Source organism: Stenotrophomonas indicatrix (genome assembly GCF_050573115.1).
In the GTDB taxonomy this organism is placed as follows: Bacteria; Pseudomonadota; Gammaproteobacteria; order Xanthomonadales; family Xanthomonadaceae; genus Stenotrophomonas; species Stenotrophomonas lactitubi_A.
Genome location: NZ_JBNYZT010000005.1, coordinates 218,224 through 236,599 on the forward strand (window position 1 = coordinate 218,224; position 18,376 = coordinate 236,599).

General features: G+C 66.0%; 20 protein-coding genes. 14 read left to right on the forward strand and 6 right to left on the reverse strand.

What is annotated here, in order from left to right:
* Positions 1-19 precede the first annotated feature (19 nt).
* The 7 genes from sdhA to ACQ5SA_RS13805 all read left to right on the forward strand — a co-directional run bounded on the left by sdhA (position 20) and on the right by ACQ5SA_RS13805 (position 6,010).
* On the forward strand, positions 20-1,810 hold the full coding sequence (gene sdhA, locus ACQ5SA_RS13775) for a succinate dehydrogenase flavoprotein subunit (RefSeq protein ID WP_089240362.1): 1,791 nt from the start codon (positions 20-22) through the stop codon (positions 1,808-1,810).
* Between the two features lie 66 nt (positions 1,811-1,876).
* Positions 1,877-2,662, forward strand: coding sequence for a succinate dehydrogenase iron-sulfur subunit (locus ACQ5SA_RS13780; RefSeq protein ID WP_230112504.1), 786 nt, complete (start codon positions 1,877-1,879; stop codon positions 2,660-2,662).
* A gap of 73 nt (positions 2,663-2,735) precedes the next feature.
* Positions 2,736-2,984: an FAD assembly factor SdhE gene (locus tag ACQ5SA_RS13785; RefSeq protein WP_089240366.1), complete on the forward strand. Its 249-nt coding sequence runs from the start codon at positions 2,736-2,738 to the stop codon at positions 2,982-2,984.
* Positions 2,935-3,384: a hypothetical protein gene (locus ACQ5SA_RS13790; RefSeq protein ID WP_499314492.1), complete on the forward strand. Its 450-nt coding sequence runs from the start codon at positions 2,935-2,937 to the stop codon at positions 3,382-3,384. The genes ACQ5SA_RS13785 and ACQ5SA_RS13790 overlap by 50 nt, the downstream gene beginning before the upstream one ends.
* 23 nt (positions 3,385-3,407) lie before the next feature.
* Positions 3,408-4,649, forward strand: a complete 1,242-nt coding sequence (locus ACQ5SA_RS13795; RefSeq protein ID WP_100464876.1) for a lipoprotein-releasing ABC transporter permease subunit — start codon at positions 3,408-3,410, stop codon at positions 4,647-4,649.
* Positions 4,642-5,355, forward strand: a complete 714-nt coding sequence (lolD, locus tag ACQ5SA_RS13800; RefSeq protein ID WP_089240372.1) for a lipoprotein-releasing ABC transporter ATP-binding protein LolD — start codon at positions 4,642-4,644, stop codon at positions 5,353-5,355. Before ACQ5SA_RS13795 ends, lolD begins: the two co-directional genes overlap by 8 nt.
* Positions 5,356-5,551: 196 nt before the next feature.
* Complete coding sequence (locus tag ACQ5SA_RS13805; RefSeq protein WP_230112501.1) at positions 5,552-6,010, forward strand: DUF6491 family protein; 459 nt, start codon at positions 5,552-5,554, stop codon at positions 6,008-6,010.
* 72 nt (positions 6,011-6,082) lie between these two features.
* Here ACQ5SA_RS13805 and ACQ5SA_RS13810 read toward each other — a convergent pair whose 3' ends face one another.
* The 3 genes from ACQ5SA_RS13810 to ftsY all read right to left on the reverse strand — a co-directional run bounded on the left by ACQ5SA_RS13810 (position 6,083) and on the right by ftsY (position 8,901).
* Positions 6,083-6,352 (reverse strand): oxidative damage protection protein, encoded by a 270-nt coding sequence (locus tag ACQ5SA_RS13810; protein WP_353101276.1) that lies wholly within the window; start codon positions 6,350-6,352, stop codon positions 6,083-6,085.
* Positions 6,353-6,357: 5 nt separating this feature from the next.
* A complete protein-coding gene (gene mutY / locus ACQ5SA_RS13815) occupies positions 6,358-7,482 on the reverse strand; it encodes an A/G-specific adenine glycosylase (RefSeq protein WP_499314495.1) in 1,125 nt (374 codons plus the stop codon).
* Positions 7,483-7,563: 81 nt separating this feature from the next.
* Positions 7,564-8,901 (reverse strand): signal recognition particle-docking protein FtsY, encoded by a 1,338-nt coding sequence (ftsY, locus tag ACQ5SA_RS13820; RefSeq protein WP_230112498.1) that lies wholly within the window; start codon positions 8,899-8,901, stop codon positions 7,564-7,566.
* Between the two features lie 131 nt (positions 8,902-9,032).
* On the opposite strand from ftsY, the gene ACQ5SA_RS13825 reads away from it, so the two are divergent.
* Complete coding sequence (locus ACQ5SA_RS13825; RefSeq protein WP_499314497.1) at positions 9,033-9,335, forward strand: hypothetical protein; 303 nt, start codon at positions 9,033-9,035, stop codon at positions 9,333-9,335.
* Positions 9,336-9,605: 270 nt separating this feature from the next.
* On the opposite strand, the gene htpG is transcribed toward ACQ5SA_RS13825, so the two are convergent.
* On the reverse strand, positions 9,606-11,498 hold the full coding sequence (gene htpG, locus ACQ5SA_RS13830; RefSeq protein WP_499314499.1) for a molecular chaperone HtpG: 1,893 nt from the start codon (positions 11,496-11,498) through the stop codon (positions 9,606-9,608).
* A 637-nt stretch (positions 11,499-12,135) separates the two neighbouring features.
* Between htpG and rsmD the strand changes: the two genes are divergently transcribed.
* The 6 genes from rsmD (at position 12,136) to ACQ5SA_RS13860 (ending at position 16,965) form a co-directional block, all read left to right on the forward strand.
* Positions 12,136-12,714, forward strand: coding sequence for a 16S rRNA (guanine(966)-N(2))-methyltransferase RsmD (gene rsmD / locus ACQ5SA_RS13835; protein ID WP_499314501.1), 579 nt, complete (start codon positions 12,136-12,138; stop codon positions 12,712-12,714).
* Positions 12,715-12,740: 26 nt separating this feature from the next.
* Entirely contained in the window at positions 12,741-13,250 is a 510-nt protein-coding gene (gene coaD, locus ACQ5SA_RS13840; protein ID WP_008267036.1) for a pantetheine-phosphate adenylyltransferase, read from the forward strand.
* A gap of 78 nt (positions 13,251-13,328) precedes the next feature.
* Positions 13,329-13,820, forward strand: coding sequence for a hypothetical protein (locus ACQ5SA_RS13845; protein WP_089240385.1), 492 nt, complete (start codon positions 13,329-13,331; stop codon positions 13,818-13,820).
* A gap of 132 nt (positions 13,821-13,952) precedes the next feature.
* A complete protein-coding gene (locus tag ACQ5SA_RS13850; RefSeq protein ID WP_025878828.1) occupies positions 13,953-14,234 on the forward strand; it encodes a YfhL family 4Fe-4S dicluster ferredoxin in 282 nt (93 codons plus the stop codon).
* Positions 14,231-15,958: a gamma-glutamyltransferase gene (gene ggt / locus ACQ5SA_RS13855; RefSeq protein WP_499314503.1), complete on the forward strand. Its 1,728-nt coding sequence runs from the start codon at positions 14,231-14,233 to the stop codon at positions 15,956-15,958. Before ACQ5SA_RS13850 ends, ggt begins: the two co-directional genes overlap by 4 nt.
* A 119-nt stretch (positions 15,959-16,077) precedes the next feature.
* Complete coding sequence (locus ACQ5SA_RS13860; RefSeq protein ID WP_499314505.1) at positions 16,078-16,965, forward strand: MBL fold metallo-hydrolase; 888 nt, start codon at positions 16,078-16,080, stop codon at positions 16,963-16,965.
* A gap of 315 nt (positions 16,966-17,280) precedes the next feature.
* Here ACQ5SA_RS13860 and ACQ5SA_RS13865 read toward each other — a convergent pair whose 3' ends face one another.
* Both ACQ5SA_RS13865 and upp read right to left on the reverse strand, forming a co-directional pair.
* Positions 17,281-17,574 carry a PsiF family protein gene (locus tag ACQ5SA_RS13865; RefSeq protein ID WP_230111422.1) on the reverse strand — a complete coding sequence of 98 codons (294 nt, stop codon included), beginning with the start codon at positions 17,572-17,574 and terminating at the stop codon, positions 17,281-17,283.
* Between the two features lie 118 nt (positions 17,575-17,692).
* On the reverse strand, positions 17,693-18,325 hold the full coding sequence (gene upp, locus ACQ5SA_RS13870) for a uracil phosphoribosyltransferase (protein WP_089240393.1): 633 nt from the start codon (positions 18,323-18,325) through the stop codon (positions 17,693-17,695).
* Positions 18,326-18,376: the final 51 nt, after the last annotated feature.

Consider the following 18,376-nt stretch of genomic DNA (forward strand, 5'->3'; position numbering starts at 1 on the left):
AGACAGGAATCCAGACTAGATGTCCGCTTACAAGATTACCGAACACAAGTACGACATGGTCGTGGTGGGCGCCGGCGGCGCCGGCCTGCGTGCCACGTTCGGCCTGGCCGCCAAGGGCCTGCAGACCGTGTGCCTGACCAAGGTCTTCCCGACCCGGTCGCACACCGTCGCCGCCCAGGGCGGTATCTCCGCCGCGCTCGGCAACATGGGCGAGGACGACTGGCGTTACCACTTCTTCGACACCATCAAGGGTTCGGACTGGCTGGGCGACCAGGACGCCATCGAGTACATGTGCCGTGAAGCGATTCCGGCGATCATCGAGCTCGAGCACTACGGCGTGCCGTTCAGCCGCACCGCCGAAGGCAAGATCTACCAGCGTCCGTTCGGTGGCATGACCACCCAGTACGGCGAAGGCCCGGCGGCGCAGCGTACCTGCGCGGCGGCTGACCGTACCGGCCACGCGATGCTGCACACGCTGTACCAGCAGTCGCTGAAGCACGACGCACGCTTCATGATCGAGTACTTCGCACTCGACCTGATCTTCGATGACGAAGGTGCCTGCCGCGGCGTGCTGGCGTTGGACATGTCCGACGGCACGCTGCACCTGTTCCGCGCCCAGGGCGTGGTGCTGGCCACCGGCGGCTATGGTCGCGCCTACTTCAGTGCCACTTCGGCGCACACCTGCACCGGCGACGGTGGCGGCCTGGCCATGCGTGCCGGCATCGCCATGCAGGACATGGAGTTCGTGCAGTTCCATCCGACCGGCATCTACGGCGCTGGCTGCCTGATCACCGAGGGTGTCCGCGGTGAAGGTGGCATCCTGCGCAACAGCAGCGGCGAGCGCTTCATGGAGCGCTACGCACCGCATTACAAGGATCTGGCCTCGCGCGACGTGGTCAGCCGTTCGATGACCATCGAAATCCGCGAAGGCCGCGGCGTCGGCGAGCACAAGGATCACATCCTGCTCGATCTGACCCACCTCGGCCCGGGCGTGATCGACGACAAGCTGCCGGGTATCGCCGAGAGCGCCCGCATCTTCGCTGGCGTCGACGTGCACAAGCAGCCGATTCCGGTGATCCCGACCGTGCACTACAACATGGGCGGCATCCCGACCAACTACCACGGCGAAGTGGTGCGCAAGGATGGCGAGAACCCCGATGCGGTCGTGCCGGGCCTGTACGCCATCGGCGAAGCGGCCTGCGTTTCGGTGCACGGTGCCAACCGCCTGGGTTCGAACTCGCTGCTGGACCTGGTGGTGTTCGGGCGTGCGGTGGCCAATCGTTGCGCTGCGACGATCACCCCCGGCGCTTCGCACAAGACCCTGCCGGCCGACGCCTGCGACAAGGCGCTGGGCTTGCTCGACAAGCTGCGTCACGCCAACGGTGATACGCCGACTTCGGTCATCCGTGATCGCATGCAGCGCACCATGCAGGCTGACGCGGCGGTCTTCCGAACCAGCCAGACGCTGAAGGAAGGCTGCGAGAAGATGGACAAGATCTTCGACTCGTTCCAGGACGTGAAGGTCTCCGACCGTTCGCTGGTCTGGAACTCGGACCTGATCGAGACCTACGAGCTGAACAACCTGCTGCTGAACGCGGTGGCGACGATCAACTCGGCCGAGCAGCGCAAGGAAAGCCGCGGCGCACATGCGCACGAGGACTTCCCGAACCGCGACGACGTCAATTGGCAGAAGCACACCCTGGTCAGCGTGGACGAGAAGGGCAAGTGCAGCTTCGACTACCGTCCGGTGCACATGTACACGTTGACTGATGACGTGTCCGTGGTGCCGCCGAAGCCGCGCGTGTACTGATCCGACCCCGCCTAACATGCAATCCGCGCCCTCGGGCGCGGGCCGCCTGAGCCAACGAGAGCAGCCATGGCCGAGTTTTCACTCCCCAAGAATTCCAAGATCACGAAGGGCAAGCACTTCCCCGCCAGTAGCGGCGGCAAGAACGTGCGCACCTTCAAGATCTACCGCTGGAGTCCGGACGACGACAGCAATCCGCGCACCGATACCTATGAGGTCGATCTGGACGCCTGCGGCCCGATGGTCCTGGACGCGCTGATCAAGATCAAGAACGAGATCGACCCGACCCTGACCTTCCGCCGCTCGTGCCGCGAAGGCATCTGTGGTTCGTGCGCGATGAACATCGACGGCACCAACACCCTGGCCTGCACCCGAGCCATTTCGGACTGCGGCAAGAAGGAAGTGCCGATCTACCCGCTGCCGCACATGAACGTGGTCAAGGATCTGGTTCCGGACCTGACCCACTTCTATGCGCAGTACGCGTCGATCAAGCCGTGGATCCGCACCCAGACTCCGGCACCGCCGGACCGTGAGCGCCTGCAGTCGCCGGAAGACCGCAAGAAGCTCGATGGTCTGTACGAGTGCATCCTGTGCGCGTGCTGCTCGACCAGCTGCCCAAGCTACTGGTGGAACGGCGAGCGTTACCTGGGCCCGGCGATCCTGCTGCAGGCCTACCGCTGGATCATCGATTCGCGCGACGAGGACACCGGTGCGCGCCTGGACGATCTGGAAGACCCGTTCAAGCTGTACCGCTGCCACACCATCATGAACTGCGCCCGGACCTGCCCGAAGGGCCTGAACCCGGCACTGGCGATCGCCGAGATCAAGAAGCTGATGATGGAACGCCGCGCCTGATACGGCGCCGGGTAGCTGCATGACCCCAGTAGAGCCACGCCATGCGTGGCTTTGCTGTATCTGGAGAAACACGATGGAAGAAGATGTTCTGCTGAAGAAGCTGCGCTGGCGTTGCCGGCGCGGCATGCGCGAACTGGACCAGTTGTTCGGCCGCTACCTGGACCGTGAGTGGAGCAGTGCACCGACCGAAGAGCGCGAGGTTTTCCTGTTCCTGCTCGATTGCGAGGACGATAAGTTGTGGCGCTGGTTCATGGGCTACGAGGCCTGCCCACATGCGCACGCCGTCCCCCTCATGCACAAGATCCTCGCCCTCAAGCCTTGAGTGGCGCCCGTCGCGGCTGCAGGCCGGTGCCCAGTTGGCCGTACTGCTCGCCGCGCCGTGGCTGCTGCGCGCTTCGGATCTGCCTTCCGCGCATCTGGTTCCCGCGCTGATCGGGGTATGGGTGCTGGGCCTGGGCGAACTGACGTGGCGGCTGCGGCGACCCCCCGTGATGCTGCAGCTGCCACCCCTACCGGAGCCATTGCGCGTGGACGGGCAGGACATTCCCGCGCCGCGACTGGTGGTGCGTGGGCCCTGGCTGCTGCTGCAATGGGGTGATCGCTGGCACCGTCGACGGCTGTTGTTCTGGCCGGACGTACTCGATCGCGGGCAGCGACGTGAACTGCGACTGGCCGTATCCGCACGCGCCGTTTCCCGTAAGCCCCGGTCGGTGGCACCATAGGCTGAATCGACTGGCGTGCCTGCATGTTCAAACCCATTCCCGTGGCCATTGGCCTGCGCTACCTGCGCGCCAAGCGCCGCAACGGCTTCATCTCCTTCATTTCGATGGCATCGATCCTGGGCATTGCGCTCGGGGTGACGGTGCTGATCACCACGCTGGCGGTGATGAGCGGATTCCAGAAGGAGATCCGCAGCCGCCTGCTGCAGATGACCGCACATACCACCATCAGCCGCGACGGCGAACCGATGCCGGACTGGATGCGCGTGGTCGATGTGGCCAGCAAGGATCCGCGCGTCGCCGGCGCTGCACCGTATATCGAGATCCAGTCGATGATCAGCGGCCCGCGCGTGCAGGGGGCAATCATCCAGGGCATCGACCCGGCGCTGGAGCCGAAGGTGTCGGTGATCGACAAGAAGGTCACCAAGGGCAGCTACGGCAGCCTGACCCCGGGCAGCTTCAACCTGCTGCTGGGCAAGGAACTGGCCGTCTGGCTGGGCGTGGATGTCGGTGACCAGGTACTGGTGACCTTCGCCGAAGTGCAGGGCACGCCGGCCGGCGCGGTGCCGCGGATGAAACGCTTCACCGTCAGCGGCATCTTCGAGGCCGGTTACAACGAAGTCGATCGCGGTGTGGGCTTTGCCAACATGAAAGATCTGGAGCGCGTACTGCGTTCCGATGGCGCCACCGGCGTCCGCCTGAAACTGCATGACATGGACCGCTCGCTGGAGGTGGGCGTGGACCTGGCGCAGAACCTCGGCGGCGCCTATCGGGTCAGCGACTGGACCCAGCAGAACGCCAATCTGTATCACTCGCTGCGCATGGAAAAAGTGGTGATGGGCATCCTGCTCTCGCTGATCATTGCCATGGGCGCATTCAACCTGGTGTCCTCGCAGGTGATGCTGGTGACCGACAAGCAGGCCGATATCGCGATCCTGCGCACCCTCGGCCTGACCCCGGGCGGGGTGATGCAGGTGTTCATGGTGCAGGGCTCGCTGATCGGTATCTTCGGCACCCTCGCAGGCCTGATCGGCGGCATCACCCTGACCTTGAACCTGGAGCGCATCCTCGGCGCGATCGAAGCGGTGTTCAAGATCAAGCTGCTGCCGGAGGATGTGTACTACATCACCGGCCTGCCCACCGACATGCAGACCAGCGACATCGTGGTGATCACCCTGATCGCGCTGCTGATGAGCTTCCTGGCCACTTTGTACCCCGCCTGGCGGGCAGCACGCACCCAGCCGGCGGAGGCCCTGCGTTATGAATAAGGTCTTCAATCGCGGCGATGAAGTGATCCGTGCCGAAGCGCTGGGCAAGACCTACGCTGAAGGGCGTATGCAGACCCCGGTGTTCGATGGCCTGGACCTGACGGTGACCGCAGGCGAGACGGTTGCGATCATCGGCGCCTCCGGTGCCGGCAAGAGCACGCTGCTGCACCTGCTGGGCGGGCTGGATACGCCGACCGCGGGCGAGGTCTATGTCACCGGCCAGCGCATGTCTGCGCTGTCGGACACCTCGCGCGGCCTGCTGCGCAACCAGGCGCTGGGTTTCGTCTACCAGTTCCACCACCTGCTGCCGGAATTCACCGCGCTGGAAAACGTGATGATGCCGGTGATGCTGGCCGGTACCGCGGTGGCAGAGGCCAGCACGCGTGCGACTGCGCTGCTGGAATCGGTCGGCCTCGGCCATCGCCTGGACCACAAGCCCGGCGAATTGTCCGGTGGCGAACGCCAGCGTGCTGCAGTGGCGCGCGCGCTGGTCAATCACCCGGCCTGCGTGCTGGGCGACGAGCCGACCGGCAACCTGGATGACCGCACGGCCGCGACCGTGTTCGAGTTGATGCTCGAGCTCAACCGTGCCCGCCACACCAGCCTGGTGCTGGTCACCCATGACCGCTCGCTGGCACGGCGCCTGGACCGGGTGCTGGAGCTGCGCGAAGGGCGCCTGCACGCGCTGGCGCACGCCGACGTCTGAGCGGGCTGGGCCCGCTCTGGTAGATGCCGACCTTGGTCGGCTGCTCCTGCAGGCCAAGCGCCAACCAAGGTTGGCGACTACCGCGGTTGCAAGCGACCTGAAGCTGCCGACCAACGGCTGAACTGGGCTGCCGGCCGTTGCGCCGGCGCCACCCCGGTGGGTGCATGATCAACACAGTTCCCCTGTGGAGATCGCCATGAAGACCCCGCTGCTGATCGCCGGGCTGTGCCTGGCCCTGGCTGGCTGCGCAACCACCGGCCGCTTGGGCAGTGCCGAGAAGCTGGAGCTGTATCGTGCCCACGCCGGCACGCCGCAGAAGGACATGCAGTTCTTCGGCAGCCTCAATGGCTGGACCGAACTGGGCGACAGCGCGCTGGCGGTCTGGACCAAGCCCAGCGAGGCCTACCTGCTGGAACTGAGCGGGCCGTGCCCAGATCTGTCCTACGCACCGGCCATCGGATTGACCAGCCACATGGGCCGCGTCTCGGCGCCGTTCGACAAAGTGCTGGTACGCGACCCAACCGGTGGCCCGCGCATGCCGTGCTTCATCAAGACCATCCGCAAGCTGGACGTGAAGTCACTGCGGGCGGAGGAAAAGGAAATGCGCCAGGCGCAGGTGCAGGAACGCGAAGAATCCGCGTCGCCCGCAAAGTGATGCGGTAGTGCCGGCCGCTGGCCGGCATCCCCGATATACCAGGTTGCCGGCCAGCGGCCGGCACTACCGGGGTCAGGCCTCCGGTACGAAACCAGCGGGCTTCTCTGCATCCTTCTCGAACAGGAACTTCACCAGTTCCGTTTCCAGGAAGGCGCGATGCTCCGGCTTTCGCGGGGAGAGGCGGTTCTCGTTGATCAGCATGGTCTGGTGCGCCAGCCATGCGGTCCATGCCGGCTTGCCGATGTGGTTGAACACACGCTGGCCCAGATCGCCTGGGTAAGGCACGAAGTCCAGGCCCTCGGCATCGCGTTGTTCGTACTGGCAGAAGACGGTTCGGGGCATGGTACTCACTCGTGGTTGCGGGATTTCGCGGGGGGGCGCTTCGGGGCCTTGATGGGCGTGCCATCAAGCAGTTTTCGGATAGGGGCTGGCAAGCCCAGTGCAGACAATTCGGCGGCGTCGACCCAGCGCAGCGTGGATTCTTCCACACGCAGGCCGTGCACCTGCCGTGACAATACCTGCAGATGCAGCTTGTAGTGGCTGAAGGTGTGCTGCAGCACCGGGAGTTCCTCGGCATCTTCCAGCGAACCATCGACGTGCACGTCGAACCAGTCCTGCAGCTCGCTGCCCGCATCGGCCTGCGGAAGTGTCCACAACTGCGCCCAGATGCCGGTATCCGGCCGCTTCTGCAGCAGCACGCGCTGCTGTTTGTCGCGCAGCAGCAGGGCCACCGCCTCGCGTTCGGGCAGCACCTTGCTCGGCTTGGCTGTTGGCAGTTCGGCCGTGCGGCCTTCGCGACGGGCCACGCAATCGGCCTGCAGGGGACAGATTACGCAGGCGGGTCTAGCGCGGCTGCAGACCGTCGCGCCGAGGTCCATCTGCGCCTGCGTGTAGTCGGCCATGCGCCCCGCCGGCACCTGCGCGACCTGCGCTTCGGCGATGGCCCAGAGCTGCTTTTCGATGGCGGGCAGGCCGGGGAAGCCTTCGACGCCGTGATAGCGGCTGAGCACGCGCTTGACGTTGCCGTCGAGGATCGCGAACGGGTCGTTCCAGGCCTGGCTGAGGATCGCGCCGGCGGTACTGCGGCCGATGCCGGGCAGGTCGTGCAGGGCATCGAAATCACGCGGCAGGTCGCCCGCGTGTTCGCTCACGCAGCGCTTGGCGGCCGCATGCAGATTGCGCGCGCGGGCGTAGTAACCCAGCCCGGCCCACTGCGCCATCACCGCGTCGTTGCTGGCGGCGGCAAGGTCGGGCAGGGTGGGGAAGTGCTGCAGGAAACGGTGGAAGTACGGAATGACCGTTGCCACCTGGGTCTGCTGCAGCATGATTTCCGACAACCAGACCCGATACGGGCTGCGCGGATGCTGCCAGGGCAGGTCGTGGCGACCGTGGTCGTCGAACCAGTGCAGCAGGCGGGCGACGAAGCCGTGCTCGGGGGCTGGCATGGCGCTGGCGTTCTGCTGGCGGGGCATTGGTACTCCAAAAGGCAGCCACCCACGGGGTGGCTCTACCGGGTTGCAGTAGAGCCACGCCATGCGTGGCTGCACGGTGTTTCAGGCACCCAGCGCTTCGGGCAACAGGGCGTCGACGAAAGCTTCCGGATCGAACACGCGCAGGTCTTCCGGGCGCTCGCCGATGCCGGCGAAACGGATTGGAATCCCGAACTCACGGGCCAGTGCGAACACCACGCCGCCCTTGGCGGTGCCGTCGAGCTTGGTCACCACCAGGCCGGTCACCTTGACCGCGGCATTGAACTGGCGCAGCTGCGAAAGCGCGTTCTGACCAGTAGTACCATCGATCACCATCAGCACTTCGTGCGGCGCGTTCTCATCGATCTTGCCGAGCACGCGGCGGATCTTGCCCAGCTCGTTCATCAGCCCGGACTGGGTGTGCAGGCGACCTGCGGTATCGGCGATCAGTACCGACGTCCCGCGGGCCTTGCCGGCCTGCAACGCGTCGTAGGCGACCGAGGCGGCATCGGCGTTCTGCCCCTGCGCGACCACGGCCACACCGTTGCGCTCGCCCCAGATCTGCAGCTGGGCCACGGCGGCAGCACGGAAGGTATCGCCAGCGGCCAGCATCAGGCTATGGCCCTCGTCCTTGAAGCGCTTGGCCAGCTTGCCGATGGTGGTGGTCTTGCCAACGCCGTTGACGCCGACGGTCAGCACCACGAAGGGCTTGGCGTTGCGGTCGATGATCAGCGGCTTGGACACCGGCTGCAGGATCGCGATCAGGTCGGCGCGAAGCGCTGCCAGCAGGGCGTTGGCATCGATGAATTCGCGCGCCTTCATGCGCTTGCGCAGGTCGGCGATCAGGTCGGTGGTGGCGGCAACGCCGACGTCGGCGGTCAGCAGTGCGGTCTCGATCTCGTCCAGCAGGTCGTCATCGAGCTTGGGATTGCGCGAAAACAGGCCACCGAAGCTGCGGGCGAAAGCGCTGTTGCGCAGGCGCTCGCGCCAGCCGGGCTTGCCGGCCGTGGCAGGCGGGGCATCGACCAGCACCGGCAGGTCGGCGGCGGGGGCGGCCGGTTCCTGCGCGGGGATGACCGGGGCCAGCGGAGCGAGGACCGCAGCGGCGGCGGCCGCTTCGGCTGCGAAGTTCTCCGGTGCCAGCACGCGTTCCGGCAGGGCTTCCGCAGTGGTTTCCTGCGGTGCTTCCAGCGTCGCCTGCGCGGGCGGCGCTGCTGACGTTGCGGGCGCGACGACTTCGGGGGTGGCGGTTGGCACCGGCGCTTCCGCCACGGGCGGGGCTACCGGTGTGGCCGGGGCCTGCTCGGGCGGCGCGGCCGACGGGAATGCCGCCGCCAGCTCTTCGGCCGAGTAGTGCTGGGTCTTGGGCGCGTCCGGTGTGGCGGCGTCCTGGGGCTTCTTGCGGCGGAAAAAACTGAGCATTGGCAAAAGGCGCTGAAATCAGAGGGATATGCTACCACCCGGGCCTGTCTGGCCGGCGTGGACTCAAGGTCGCAGCCGCGCGGCCGTTAACCGGTGCGGAAGGCTGCGTTGGGTGGCCTGGGAGACCCCCGATGAACGATGTGACCGGTGTTGCCCTCAGCGGGATGCGTGCGGCCCAGCGGGGCGTGCAGGTGGCCGCACACAACGTGGCCAACCTGGCGACCGCGGATGCACCGCGCCTGCAACTGCAGCGCGAAGCCGCAGCGCAGGGCGGGGTGGACGCCCGCGTGATCTCCACTGGCGACACAGACCCGTCCGCGCCGCTGGGTGACCTGTTGGCCGCCAAGGCCGAGGTGGTGGCCTTTGCTGCCAACGTGGCGGTGATCCGCCGCGGGGACCAGATGCTGGGCTCGCTGCTGGATCGACAGGCCTGATCCGATCGGCTCTGGGCGGGCCGGTGGCTGGCCTTGGGCAACCGTGGCCTGCTTCTGCGGAATACCAACCTCGCCGTGCTTCGGGGGACAACCGCGATCCGCTTTGGTAGGTGCCAACCTTGGTTGGCACGCTTCTGCAGTCGAACCAAGCGCCAACCAAGGTTGGCACCTACCAGCGCAGCGACAGCGCCAACCAAGGTTGGCCTCTACAGGTCAATGGCGGTGCCAACCGAGGTTGGCACCCACCAGACCGGGCGATCCCGGCATCAATCAGGCCGACAGCTCCAGTAGCAGCTTGTTCAGACGGGCCACGTACGCACCCGGATCCTTCAGGCTGTCACCGGCGGCCAGTGCAGCCTGGTCGAACAGCACCCGGCCCAGGTCGTCGAAACGTGCGCCGTCGGCTTCGGCATCCAGCTTGGCGATCAGCGGGTGGCCCGGGTTGATCTCCAGTACCGGCTTGCTGTCGGGCACCTTCTGGCCGCTGGCTTCCAGGATCTGGCGCATCTGCAGGCCCAGGTCCTGTTCGCCGATGGCCAGCACCGCCGGCGAATCGGTCAAGCGGTGCGACACGCGCACTTCGGCCACGTCATCGCCGAGCACGTTCTTCAGGCGCTCGACCAAGCCTTGCTTGTCCTTGGCAGCAGCTTCCTGTTCCTGCTTGTCCGCTTCGCTTTCCAGGGCGCCCAGATCCAGATCGCCACGGGCGATGTCGACGAAGCCCTTGCTGTCGAAATCGGTCAGGTAGCCCATCAGCCACTCGTCGATGCGGTCGGTCAGCAGCAGGACTTCGATGCCCTTCTTGCGGAACACTTCCAGGTGCGGGCTGTTGCGCACCTGGCTGTAGCTCTCGCCGGTCAGGTAATAGATCTTGTCCTGGCCTTCGGCCATGCGGCCGATGTAGTCGGCCAGCGACACGGTCTGCGCATCGGCCTCGCCACGGGTGGAAGCGAAGCGCAGCAGGCCGGCGACCTTTTCGCGGTTGTTGTAGTCCTCGGCCGGGCCTTCCTTCAGCACCTGGCCGAATTCCTTCCAGAACGCGGCGTACTGCTCGGGCTTGTCGTTGGACAGCTTCTCCAGCATGTCCAGCGAACGCTTGGTCAGCGCGGCCTTCATCGAATCGATGACCGGGCCCGACTGCAGGATTTCGCGCGAGACGTTCAGCGACAGGTCGTTGGAATCGACCACGCCCTTGATGAAGCGCAGGTACAGCGGCAGGAACTGCTCGGCCTGGTCCATCACGAACACGCGCTGCACGTACAGCTTCAGGCCCTTGGGTGCATCGCGATGGTACAGGTCGAACGGCGCACGGCCCGGCACGTACAGCAGCGAGGTGTACTCCAGCTTGCCTTCGACCTTGTTGTGGCTCCAGGCCAGCGGATCGCTGTGATCGTGGGCGACGTGCTTGTAGAACTCGGTGTACTCCGAATCGCTGATCTCGGTGCGCGGACGGGTCCACAGCGCGCTGGCGCGGTTGACGGTCTCCCACTCGATCGCGGCGCCTTCTTCAGCATCTTCCTTGGGCATCTGGATCGGCAGGCCGATGTGGTCGGAGTATTTCTTGAGGATGCTGCGCAGGCGCCAGCCGTCGGCGAAATCGTGTTCGCTGTCCTTCAGATGCAGCACGATGCGGGTGCCGCGCTCGGCCTTGTCGATGGTGGCGACATCGAAATCGCCTTCGCCACGCGAGGTCCAGCGGACGCCTCCACTGGCAGCCAGGCCGGCGCGACGCGAGGTGACTTCGACTTCGTCGGCGACGATGAAGGCGCTGTAGAAGCCGACGCCGAACTGGCCGATCAGCTGCGAGTCCTTCTTCTGGTCGCCGGACAGCTGGCGCAGGAAGTCGCCGGTGCCGGACTTGGCGATGGTGCCGAGGTGGGTGATGGCGTCGGCGCGGCTCATGCCGATGCCGTTGTCTTCGATGGTGATGGTGTGCGCGGCCGGATCGAAGCTGACGCGCACGCGCAGTTCGCTGTCGCCTTCCAGCAGCTCGGGCTGGGTCAGGGCTTCGAAGCGCAGCTTGTCGGCGGCGTCGGCGGCATTAGAGACCAGCTCGCGGAGGAAGATCTCCTTGTTGGAATACAGCGAGTGGATCATCAGCTGCAGCAGCTGCTTGACTTCGGTCTGGAAGCCAAGGGTTTCGGTCTGGATCGTCTCGGTCATCGGGTAAGGCTCCATGTGCGGTGCCGCGCAAGCGCGTGCGGCCTCGCCAAGGGGTAAGGGTGATTGTCCCGAAATCAAGGGGTTGTTCTGGCAGGGCTGCGCCCTGCACCCGCAGAGGCCAGGGCAACAGCAACAGCGGGCATTCCGTGGGATGGCGGGGCACTGTGGGTTTGCGGGGACGCCGTAAACCCGTCCATGGGGGCTTGGTCGCGGCATCCATGCCGCTCACACCCCGCAAACCCACAGTGCCCCGCCTTCGACAGATCGTCGCGATCTGTAGATCCACGCCATGCGTGGATGAAATCTCCCACATATCGAAATCCAAACCAGGGTCAGATCCGTTTTCCGCGGGAAAACGGATCTGACCCCAAGAGCCGTTCGACAGATCGCAGGAAACTGTCGAAGGCGGGGTGGGTCCGGTTGAGGGGGCGTGAGCCGCATGGATGCGGCGACCGAGCTTACATGGACGTACTTGCAGCGGCCCCCTCAACCGGGCCCACCCCGCCAACCCACGGATAGCAGGCTTTTGCCGTTGCTTCGGCCGTTGCTGTGGCTTCTGTGGGTGCCGGGCGCAGCCCGGCCGAACTACAATCCCGCTCATGCTGAAATTCTCGAATACCTCCCGCCGGGGGCGCCGATGAGCGGCCGGGGTGCAAACGACGGCCAGGTCCGCATCATCGGCGGGCGCTGGCGCAATACCCGGCTGCCGGTGCCGACGCTGCCGGGCCTGCGGCCCAGCAGCGACCGCGTGCGCGAAACCCTGTTCAACTGGCTGATGCCCAAGCTGGGCGGGGCCCGCGTTCTGGACCTGTTCGCCGGCAGTGGCGCGCTGGGGCTGGAAGCCGTCTCGCGCGGTGCCGCGCATGCCACCCTGGTCGAGCGCGATGCGCAACTGGCGCGCAATCTGTCCGCTGCCGTGGCCAAACTGCAGGCAGGCGACAGCGTCACGGTCGCCCAGGCCGACGCGCTGCGCTGGCTGCAGGCCGCGCCGGCGCAGCAGGCAGATCTGGTGTTCATCGACCCGCCGTTCGCCGATGGCCTGTGGCAGGACGTGCTGGCCCAGCTGCCGCGGCACCTGGCTGCCGATGCCTGGCTGTACCTGGAGTCGCCGGCCAGCCACGTGCCGGTGCTGCCCCCGGAATGGCTGCTGCACCGCGATGGCAGCACCCGCGAGGTGCGCTTTGCCCTGTACCGCCGTGCCGCTGCTACACTTTGACCTCATCTGAACATCTGCAACCGCCCATGACCGTGGCCAACCGCCGCATCGCCGTCTATCCCGGCACGTTCGACCCCATCACCAACGGTCATATCGACCTGGTGAGCCGGGCCGCGCCGCTGTTTGAAAAGGTCGTGGTGGGCGTGGCGCAGAGCCCCTCGAAGGGGCCGGCACTGCCGCTGGAACAGCGCGTGCAGCTGGCGCGTGGCGCCCTTGGCCACCACAGCAACGTCGAGGTCATCGGCTTCGATACGCTGCTGGCCCATTTTGTACGTTCGGTGCAGGGCGGGGTGCTGCTGCGCGGTCTGCGCGCGGTGTCCGACTTCGAGTACGAATTCCAGATGGCGAGCATGAACCGCCACCTGATTCCGGAGGTCGAGACCCTGTTCCTGACCCCGGCCGAGCAGCACAGCTTCATCTCGTCCTCGCTGGTCCGCGAGATCGCACGCCTGGGTGGCGATGTGTCCGGCTTCGTGCCGGCCGCCGTGCTCGAGGCGCTGCGCAAGGTCCGCGAAGCGAAGTCGGCGCAGTCGTAAGCCTTGGCCAGCAGTAGATCCTGTAGTACCACGCACCCCATTACGCACACCAACACGCAACATTCCGGGAGGAAACCCATGAACAACACCATGCGCGCGATGCTGATCGCCTCGTTTGCCCTGGCTTTCACCGCCTGCAAGAAGGAAGAAGCCGCTCCGGTCGACGAAGCCAAGCAGGCGCTGGTCGCCCCGGCCAAGGAAGACGACGCAGGCTGGAAGAAGTACCTGCAGGAAGTGGCCATCCAGAACATGGGCAACATCACCAACAGCCCGTTCCTGTACTACCTCTCGCCGGAAACCGACCCGGACTTCCAGGCCAAGTACGAGCGCCAGACCGAAAGCGCGACCCAGGCCGTGGCCCGTGGCGTGCAGCCGGGCAACATGCTGGCCTTCGGCTCGTCGGCCTCGGGCAAGATGGCTGACATGATCCAGGTCGTGTTCAAGGACGTCTCGCCGGATTCGATGAAGGGCGTGCGCGTCGTGTTCATCGGCCAGTCCGCCGACAACGCCCGTGTCCAGGCCGTGGTCCAGCCGACCGGTGCCGAGTACATTTTCGTCGAAGCCAAGTAAGACCGAGCCGAGGCGGTCGTGCTGCGGCACGACCCGGGCGGCGCCCTGCGATGGGCGCCGCTGATGACCTGACCGGCCCGCGCGCCCGCGCAGGCCGGTCCTTGTCCCAAGGCGCGGGCGTGGAGTATCGCCATGTCGCTGAAAATCAATGAGCTCTGCGTCAACTGTGACGTATGCGAGCCGGCCTGCCCGAACCAGGCCATCACGATGGGTGAAACCATCTACGTGATCGACCCCGCCCGCTGTACCGAGTGCGTGGGCCATTTCGACGAACCGCAGTGCGTGGTCGTCTGTCCGGTCGAATGCATCGACCCCGATCCGGACATTGTCGAAACCGAAATCGAGCTGCTGGCGAAGTTGCGCCAGCTGCAGCACGATCATCCCGAACTCTATGCGGAGCCCCCATCCGAATGAAGCCGTTCGCCCGCCCCCTGTTGTTGCTCGGCCTGCTGCTGAGCCCCGTCGCCTGGGCTGATGCCCCGGCCCGCGCCGAGCGCCCTGATGGCGCGGCCATCGCCAGCGGCCACGCGTTGGCCACGCAGGCCGGTGTCGACATCCTGGCCCAGGGCGGCAACGCCTTCGACGCGGCGGTGGCGGTTTCCTCCACGCTGGCCGTGGTCGAGCCGATCAGTTCTGGATTGGGCGGCGGCGGCTTCTTCCTGCTGCATGATGCGGCCACCGGCAAGGACGTGATGCTGGACGCGCGCGAGACCGCGCCGGCCGCAGCCACGCCACAGGCGTTCCTCGACAAGAAGGGTGACCTGGACCGCGACCGCTCGGTCAACGGCCCGTGGTCGGCCGGCATTCCGGGCCTGCCGGCGGCGCTGGTCGAACTGTCGGCCAAGCACGGCAAGCTGCCGCTGGTGACCTCGCTGCAGCCGGCGATCCGCATTGCCCGCGACGGCTTCCCGGTCTATGAGCGCATGGCCAAGGGCTATGCCTCGCGCCGCGAAGTGATGGAGCGCTATCCCGGTACGCGCGAGGTCTACCTGCGCAACGGCAAGCCGATCGCCACCGGTGACCTGTTCAAGCAGCCGGAACTGGCGCAGACCCTGGAACGCCTGGCAGCCGGCGGTTTCGATGGCTTCTACAAGGGCCAGACCGGCAAGCTGCTGCTGGCCGGCGTGAAGCAGGCAGGTGGCAAGTGGACCGCCGAGGAGCTGGCCGGCTACCGCGTCAAGCAGCGCGCGCCGATCGTCTTCAACTACAACGGCTGGAAGATCACCACCGCGCCGCCGCCGTCCTCCGGTGGCATCGCCCTGGCCAGCATGCTGCAGATCCTGGAAGGCTGGGACATCAAGCAGATGGATGCCGCGCACCGCACCCATCTGGTGGTCGAGTCGATGCGCCGTGCCTACCGTGACCGCACCTTCTTCCTCGGCGATCCGGATTTCGTGCAGATCCCGCAGAAGGTGCTGGCCAGCAAGGATTACGCGCAGGGCCTGCGTGCCACCATCCACCCGGAAAAGGCCACCCCCAGCGACCTGCTGTCGGGCAACCCGACGCCGCTGGAAGATGACGAGACCACCCATTTCTCGATCATCGACCGTGACGGCAACCGTGTCGGTGCCACCCAGACCGTCAACCTGCTGTACGGCTCGGGCCTGATTCCGAAGGGCACCGGTGTGCTGCTGAACAACGAGATGGACGACTTCGCGCTGAAGCCGGGCACGCCCAACGCCTTTGGCGTGATGGGCTACGCCGCCAATGCACCGAAAGCGGGCAAGCGCATGCTCAGCTCGATGACGCCGACGTTCATGGAGAACGACGACAAGGTGATCGTGCTGGGCACGCCCGGTGGCAGCCGCATCATCACCATGGTGCTGCTGGGCATCCTCGGCTACGACGCTGGCCTGGATGCGCAGCAGGTCGCCGCGCTGCCGCGCTACCACCACCAGTGGCTGCCGGACCTGATCGAGGCCGAGAGCAACGCTTTCGACGCTGGCACCATCAAGCAGTTGCAGGCGATGGGCCACAAGATCGATCTGCCGGGCGAGGTCGCCGCTGGTGGCCGTGGTTCCAGCCATGTGTGGGGCAACCTGCAGACGGTGGAGTGGGACCGCAAGGCCAACAAGCTGTTTGGCGGCAGCGATCCGCGCAACCCGGTCGGCAGCTCCCAGGTCGTGCAGGCTCCCTGATCCGGTAGTGCCGGCCGCTGGCCAGCAATCAGGTCGATCCCGAAACCCCGCCCGCAACGGCGGGGTTTTTCATTTCCCGGCTAGCGATTATTTAACGAGCGGCGACCGATAATTGCGCCATGAAACTATGGTCGATCCGCGGTAATACTCAGCGCCTGGATGGCGGTGCGATGTTCGGCAATGCACCGCGTGCGTTGTGGGAGAAATGGGCAGCACCGGACGAGCTCAATCGCATTGAGCTGGCCTGTCGTGCGTTATTGGCAAGCCCGCTTGAGGGCAAGACGGTGCTGTTCGAAACCGGCATCGGTGCGTTTTTCGATCCGCGCATGCGCGAGCGCTATGGCGTGCAGGAAAGCCAGCATGTGCTGATCGATTCATTGCGCGAAGCCGGCTTCGAGCACGAAGACATCGATGTGGTGGTGCTCAGCCATCTGCATTTCGACCATGCCGGTGGCCTGCTGGCGGCGTGGCGCGAAGGCCGTGAACCGGAACTGCTGTTCCCCAATGCGACGTACGTGGTCGGTGCGCAGCATTGGCAGCGCGCGTTGCAGCCGCACCCGCGCGATCGCGCCAGCTTCATTCCGGAACTGCCGGGCCTGCTGCAGGCCAGTGGACGCCTGGAAGTGGTGAACGGTGAGTATTCGAAGGTGCTCGGCCACAGCGTGCGTTTCAGCTATAGCGACGGGCACACACCGGGGCTGATGCTGGCCGAGATCGTGGGGCAGGGACGCGCAGGCGAAGGGGCGCACGGCGGCGTGGTGTTCTGCGCCGACCTGATTCCCGGTCGTTCGTGGGTGCACGTGCCGATCACGATGGGCTACGACCGTAATGCCGAGCTGCTGATCGACGAGAAGCGGCAGTTCCTGGAAGACAAGCTGGCGCGCAACGTGCATCTGTTCTTCACCCATGACCCGCAGGTGGCGCTGGCGCAGGTCGGGCGGGATGAGAAGGGGCGTTTCGTTACGCTGCATGAGCAGGGCGAGCTGAAGGCGCGGGCGTTGGGGTGACGTTTGCGGGCAGGGCTGCGCCCTGCATCTGCCGAATCAACGTCAACGTCAACGGCAAAAGCGGGTTATCCGAGGGGTGGCGGGGCGGTGTCGGATTGCGGGGACGCCGTAAACCCATCCCTGGGGGCTTGGCAGCCGCATCCATGCGGCTGACACCCCGCAATCCGACACCGCCCCGCCGCTGACAGATTTTCGTGACCCGTCGGGGTCGGATCCTGTTGCTGCGCAACGGGCTCTGACCCCATTCGACGGACAGGTTCCAAGTGACGGTCAGTAGATCCACGCCATGCGTGGATGGGCCTTTCTTCGCTGTTTTTACGATGCCTTGAGGCAGCTGCTCATGAAGGTCTTGCGGGCGTCACCGGCGAGCTTCCTGGTGGCGGCGTCGGCGTTGCATTTCTTCATGCGTTCCTGCGGCGTGGTGGGGGCTGCCGGGGCGGCTGCGTGCGAGCTCAGGCACGTGCTCTGCGCAGACTTGTAAGCGTCGCCTTTCAGCCCTTTGTTCTTGGCCGAACAGTCGGCCATGCGCTGCTGCTGCGGGGTGGCGGCGTTGGCGGCAAGCGGGAGGCTGAGCAGCAGGGCGGCGGCGAGCAGGAATGATGCTTTCATGGTGGCTCCAGGGCAGGGCGGGTGCGCGGAGCATTCGCCCGTCTCCGCAAAGCCGGCGTGAAGGTGCCTGGAGCAGGTGGAGCACTTCCTTTCGAAAGCGCTCCGACCCCGGTCGATCTCAGCCCACGCGGGTACCGAAGATGCGGTCGCCGGCATCACCCAGGCCCGGCAGGATGTAGCCCTTTTCGTTGAGCTGCGCGTCGATCGCGGCGGTGTAGATCTCCACGTCCGGGTGCACGGCCTTCACTGCTTCGATGCCCTCGGGTGCGGCAACCAGGAAGATGCCCTTGATCCGGCGGGCACCGGCGCGCTTGAGCATGTCGATGGTGGCGATCAGGGTGCCGCCGGTGGCCAGCATCGGGTCGAGGATCAGCGCGTCGCGCTCTTCCAGGCGGCCGGTCAGGCGCTCGAAGTAGGGCACCGGTTGCAGGGTTTCTTCATCGCGCTGCAGGCCGACCACGCTGACACGAGCGGCCGGGATCAGCGACAGCACGCCGCTGAGCATACCCAGGCCGGCGCGCAGGATCGGCACGACGGTGATCTTGGCGCCGGCGATGCGCTGCACGGTGACCGGGCCGGACCAGCCCGGCAGGGTGTGCGGCTCGGTTTCCAGGTCGGCGGTGGCCTCGTAGGCCAGCAGCGTGCCAAGTTCGTTGGCCAGTTCGCGGAAATCCTTGGTGCTGAGCGCGGCGTTGCGCATCAGGCCGATCTTGTGCTGCACCAGCGGGTGGCGCACTTCGACGATCTTCATGGGAGGGTCTGGCAGAAGGGGAGAGCCCCATTTTAAGCGGAATGCGCGGTG

What these genes read in the sequence shown, in the direction of transcription:
- sdhA (WP_089240362.1), top strand. Translation starts at nt 20, where the DNA reads ATGTCCGCTTACAAGATTACCGAACACAAGTACGACATGGTCGTGGTG.
- ACQ5SA_RS13780 (WP_230112504.1), top strand. Translation starts at nt 1,877, where the DNA reads ATGGCCGAGTTTTCACTCCCCAAGAATTCCAAGATCACGAAGGGCAAG.
- ACQ5SA_RS13785 (WP_089240366.1), top strand. Translation starts at nt 2,736, where the DNA reads ATGGAAGAAGATGTTCTGCTGAAGAAGCTGCGCTGGCGTTGCCGGCGC.
- ACQ5SA_RS13790 (WP_499314492.1), top strand. Translation starts at nt 2,935, where the DNA reads ATGCGCACGCCGTCCCCCTCATGCACAAGATCCTCGCCCTCAAGCCTT.
- ACQ5SA_RS13795 (WP_100464876.1), top strand. Translation starts at nt 3,408, where the DNA reads ATGTTCAAACCCATTCCCGTGGCCATTGGCCTGCGCTACCTGCGCGCC.
- lolD (WP_089240372.1), top strand. Translation starts at nt 4,642, where the DNA reads ATGAATAAGGTCTTCAATCGCGGCGATGAAGTGATCCGTGCCGAAGCG.
- ACQ5SA_RS13805 (WP_230112501.1), top strand. Translation starts at nt 5,552, where the DNA reads ATGAAGACCCCGCTGCTGATCGCCGGGCTGTGCCTGGCCCTGGCTGGC.
- ACQ5SA_RS13810 (WP_353101276.1), bottom strand. Translation starts at nt 6,352, where the DNA reads ATGCCCCGAACCGTCTTCTGCCAGTACGAACAACGCGATGCCGAGGGC.
- mutY (WP_499314495.1), bottom strand. Translation starts at nt 7,482, where the DNA reads ATGCCCCGCCAGCAGAACGCCAGCGCCATGCCAGCCCCCGAGCACGGC.
- ftsY (WP_230112498.1), bottom strand. Translation starts at nt 8,901, where the DNA reads ATGCTCAGTTTTTTCCGCCGCAAGAAGCCCCAGGACGCCGCCACACCG.
- ACQ5SA_RS13825 (WP_499314497.1), top strand. Translation starts at nt 9,033, where the DNA reads ATGAACGATGTGACCGGTGTTGCCCTCAGCGGGATGCGTGCGGCCCAG.
- htpG (WP_499314499.1), bottom strand. Translation starts at nt 11,498, where the DNA reads ATGACCGAGACGATCCAGACCGAAACCCTTGGCTTCCAGACCGAAGTC.
- rsmD (WP_499314501.1), top strand. Translation starts at nt 12,136, where the DNA reads ATGAGCGGCCGGGGTGCAAACGACGGCCAGGTCCGCATCATCGGCGGG.
- coaD (WP_008267036.1), top strand. Translation starts at nt 12,741, where the DNA reads ATGACCGTGGCCAACCGCCGCATCGCCGTCTATCCCGGCACGTTCGAC.
- ACQ5SA_RS13845 (WP_089240385.1), top strand. Translation starts at nt 13,329, where the DNA reads ATGAACAACACCATGCGCGCGATGCTGATCGCCTCGTTTGCCCTGGCT.
- ACQ5SA_RS13850 (WP_025878828.1), top strand. Translation starts at nt 13,953, where the DNA reads ATGTCGCTGAAAATCAATGAGCTCTGCGTCAACTGTGACGTATGCGAG.
- ggt (WP_499314503.1), top strand. Translation starts at nt 14,231, where the DNA reads ATGAAGCCGTTCGCCCGCCCCCTGTTGTTGCTCGGCCTGCTGCTGAGC.
- ACQ5SA_RS13860 (WP_499314505.1), top strand. Translation starts at nt 16,078, where the DNA reads ATGAAACTATGGTCGATCCGCGGTAATACTCAGCGCCTGGATGGCGGT.
- ACQ5SA_RS13865 (WP_230111422.1), bottom strand. Translation starts at nt 17,574, where the DNA reads ATGAAAGCATCATTCCTGCTCGCCGCCGCCCTGCTGCTCAGCCTCCCG.
- upp (WP_089240393.1), bottom strand. Translation starts at nt 18,325, where the DNA reads ATGAAGATCGTCGAAGTGCGCCACCCGCTGGTGCAGCACAAGATCGGC.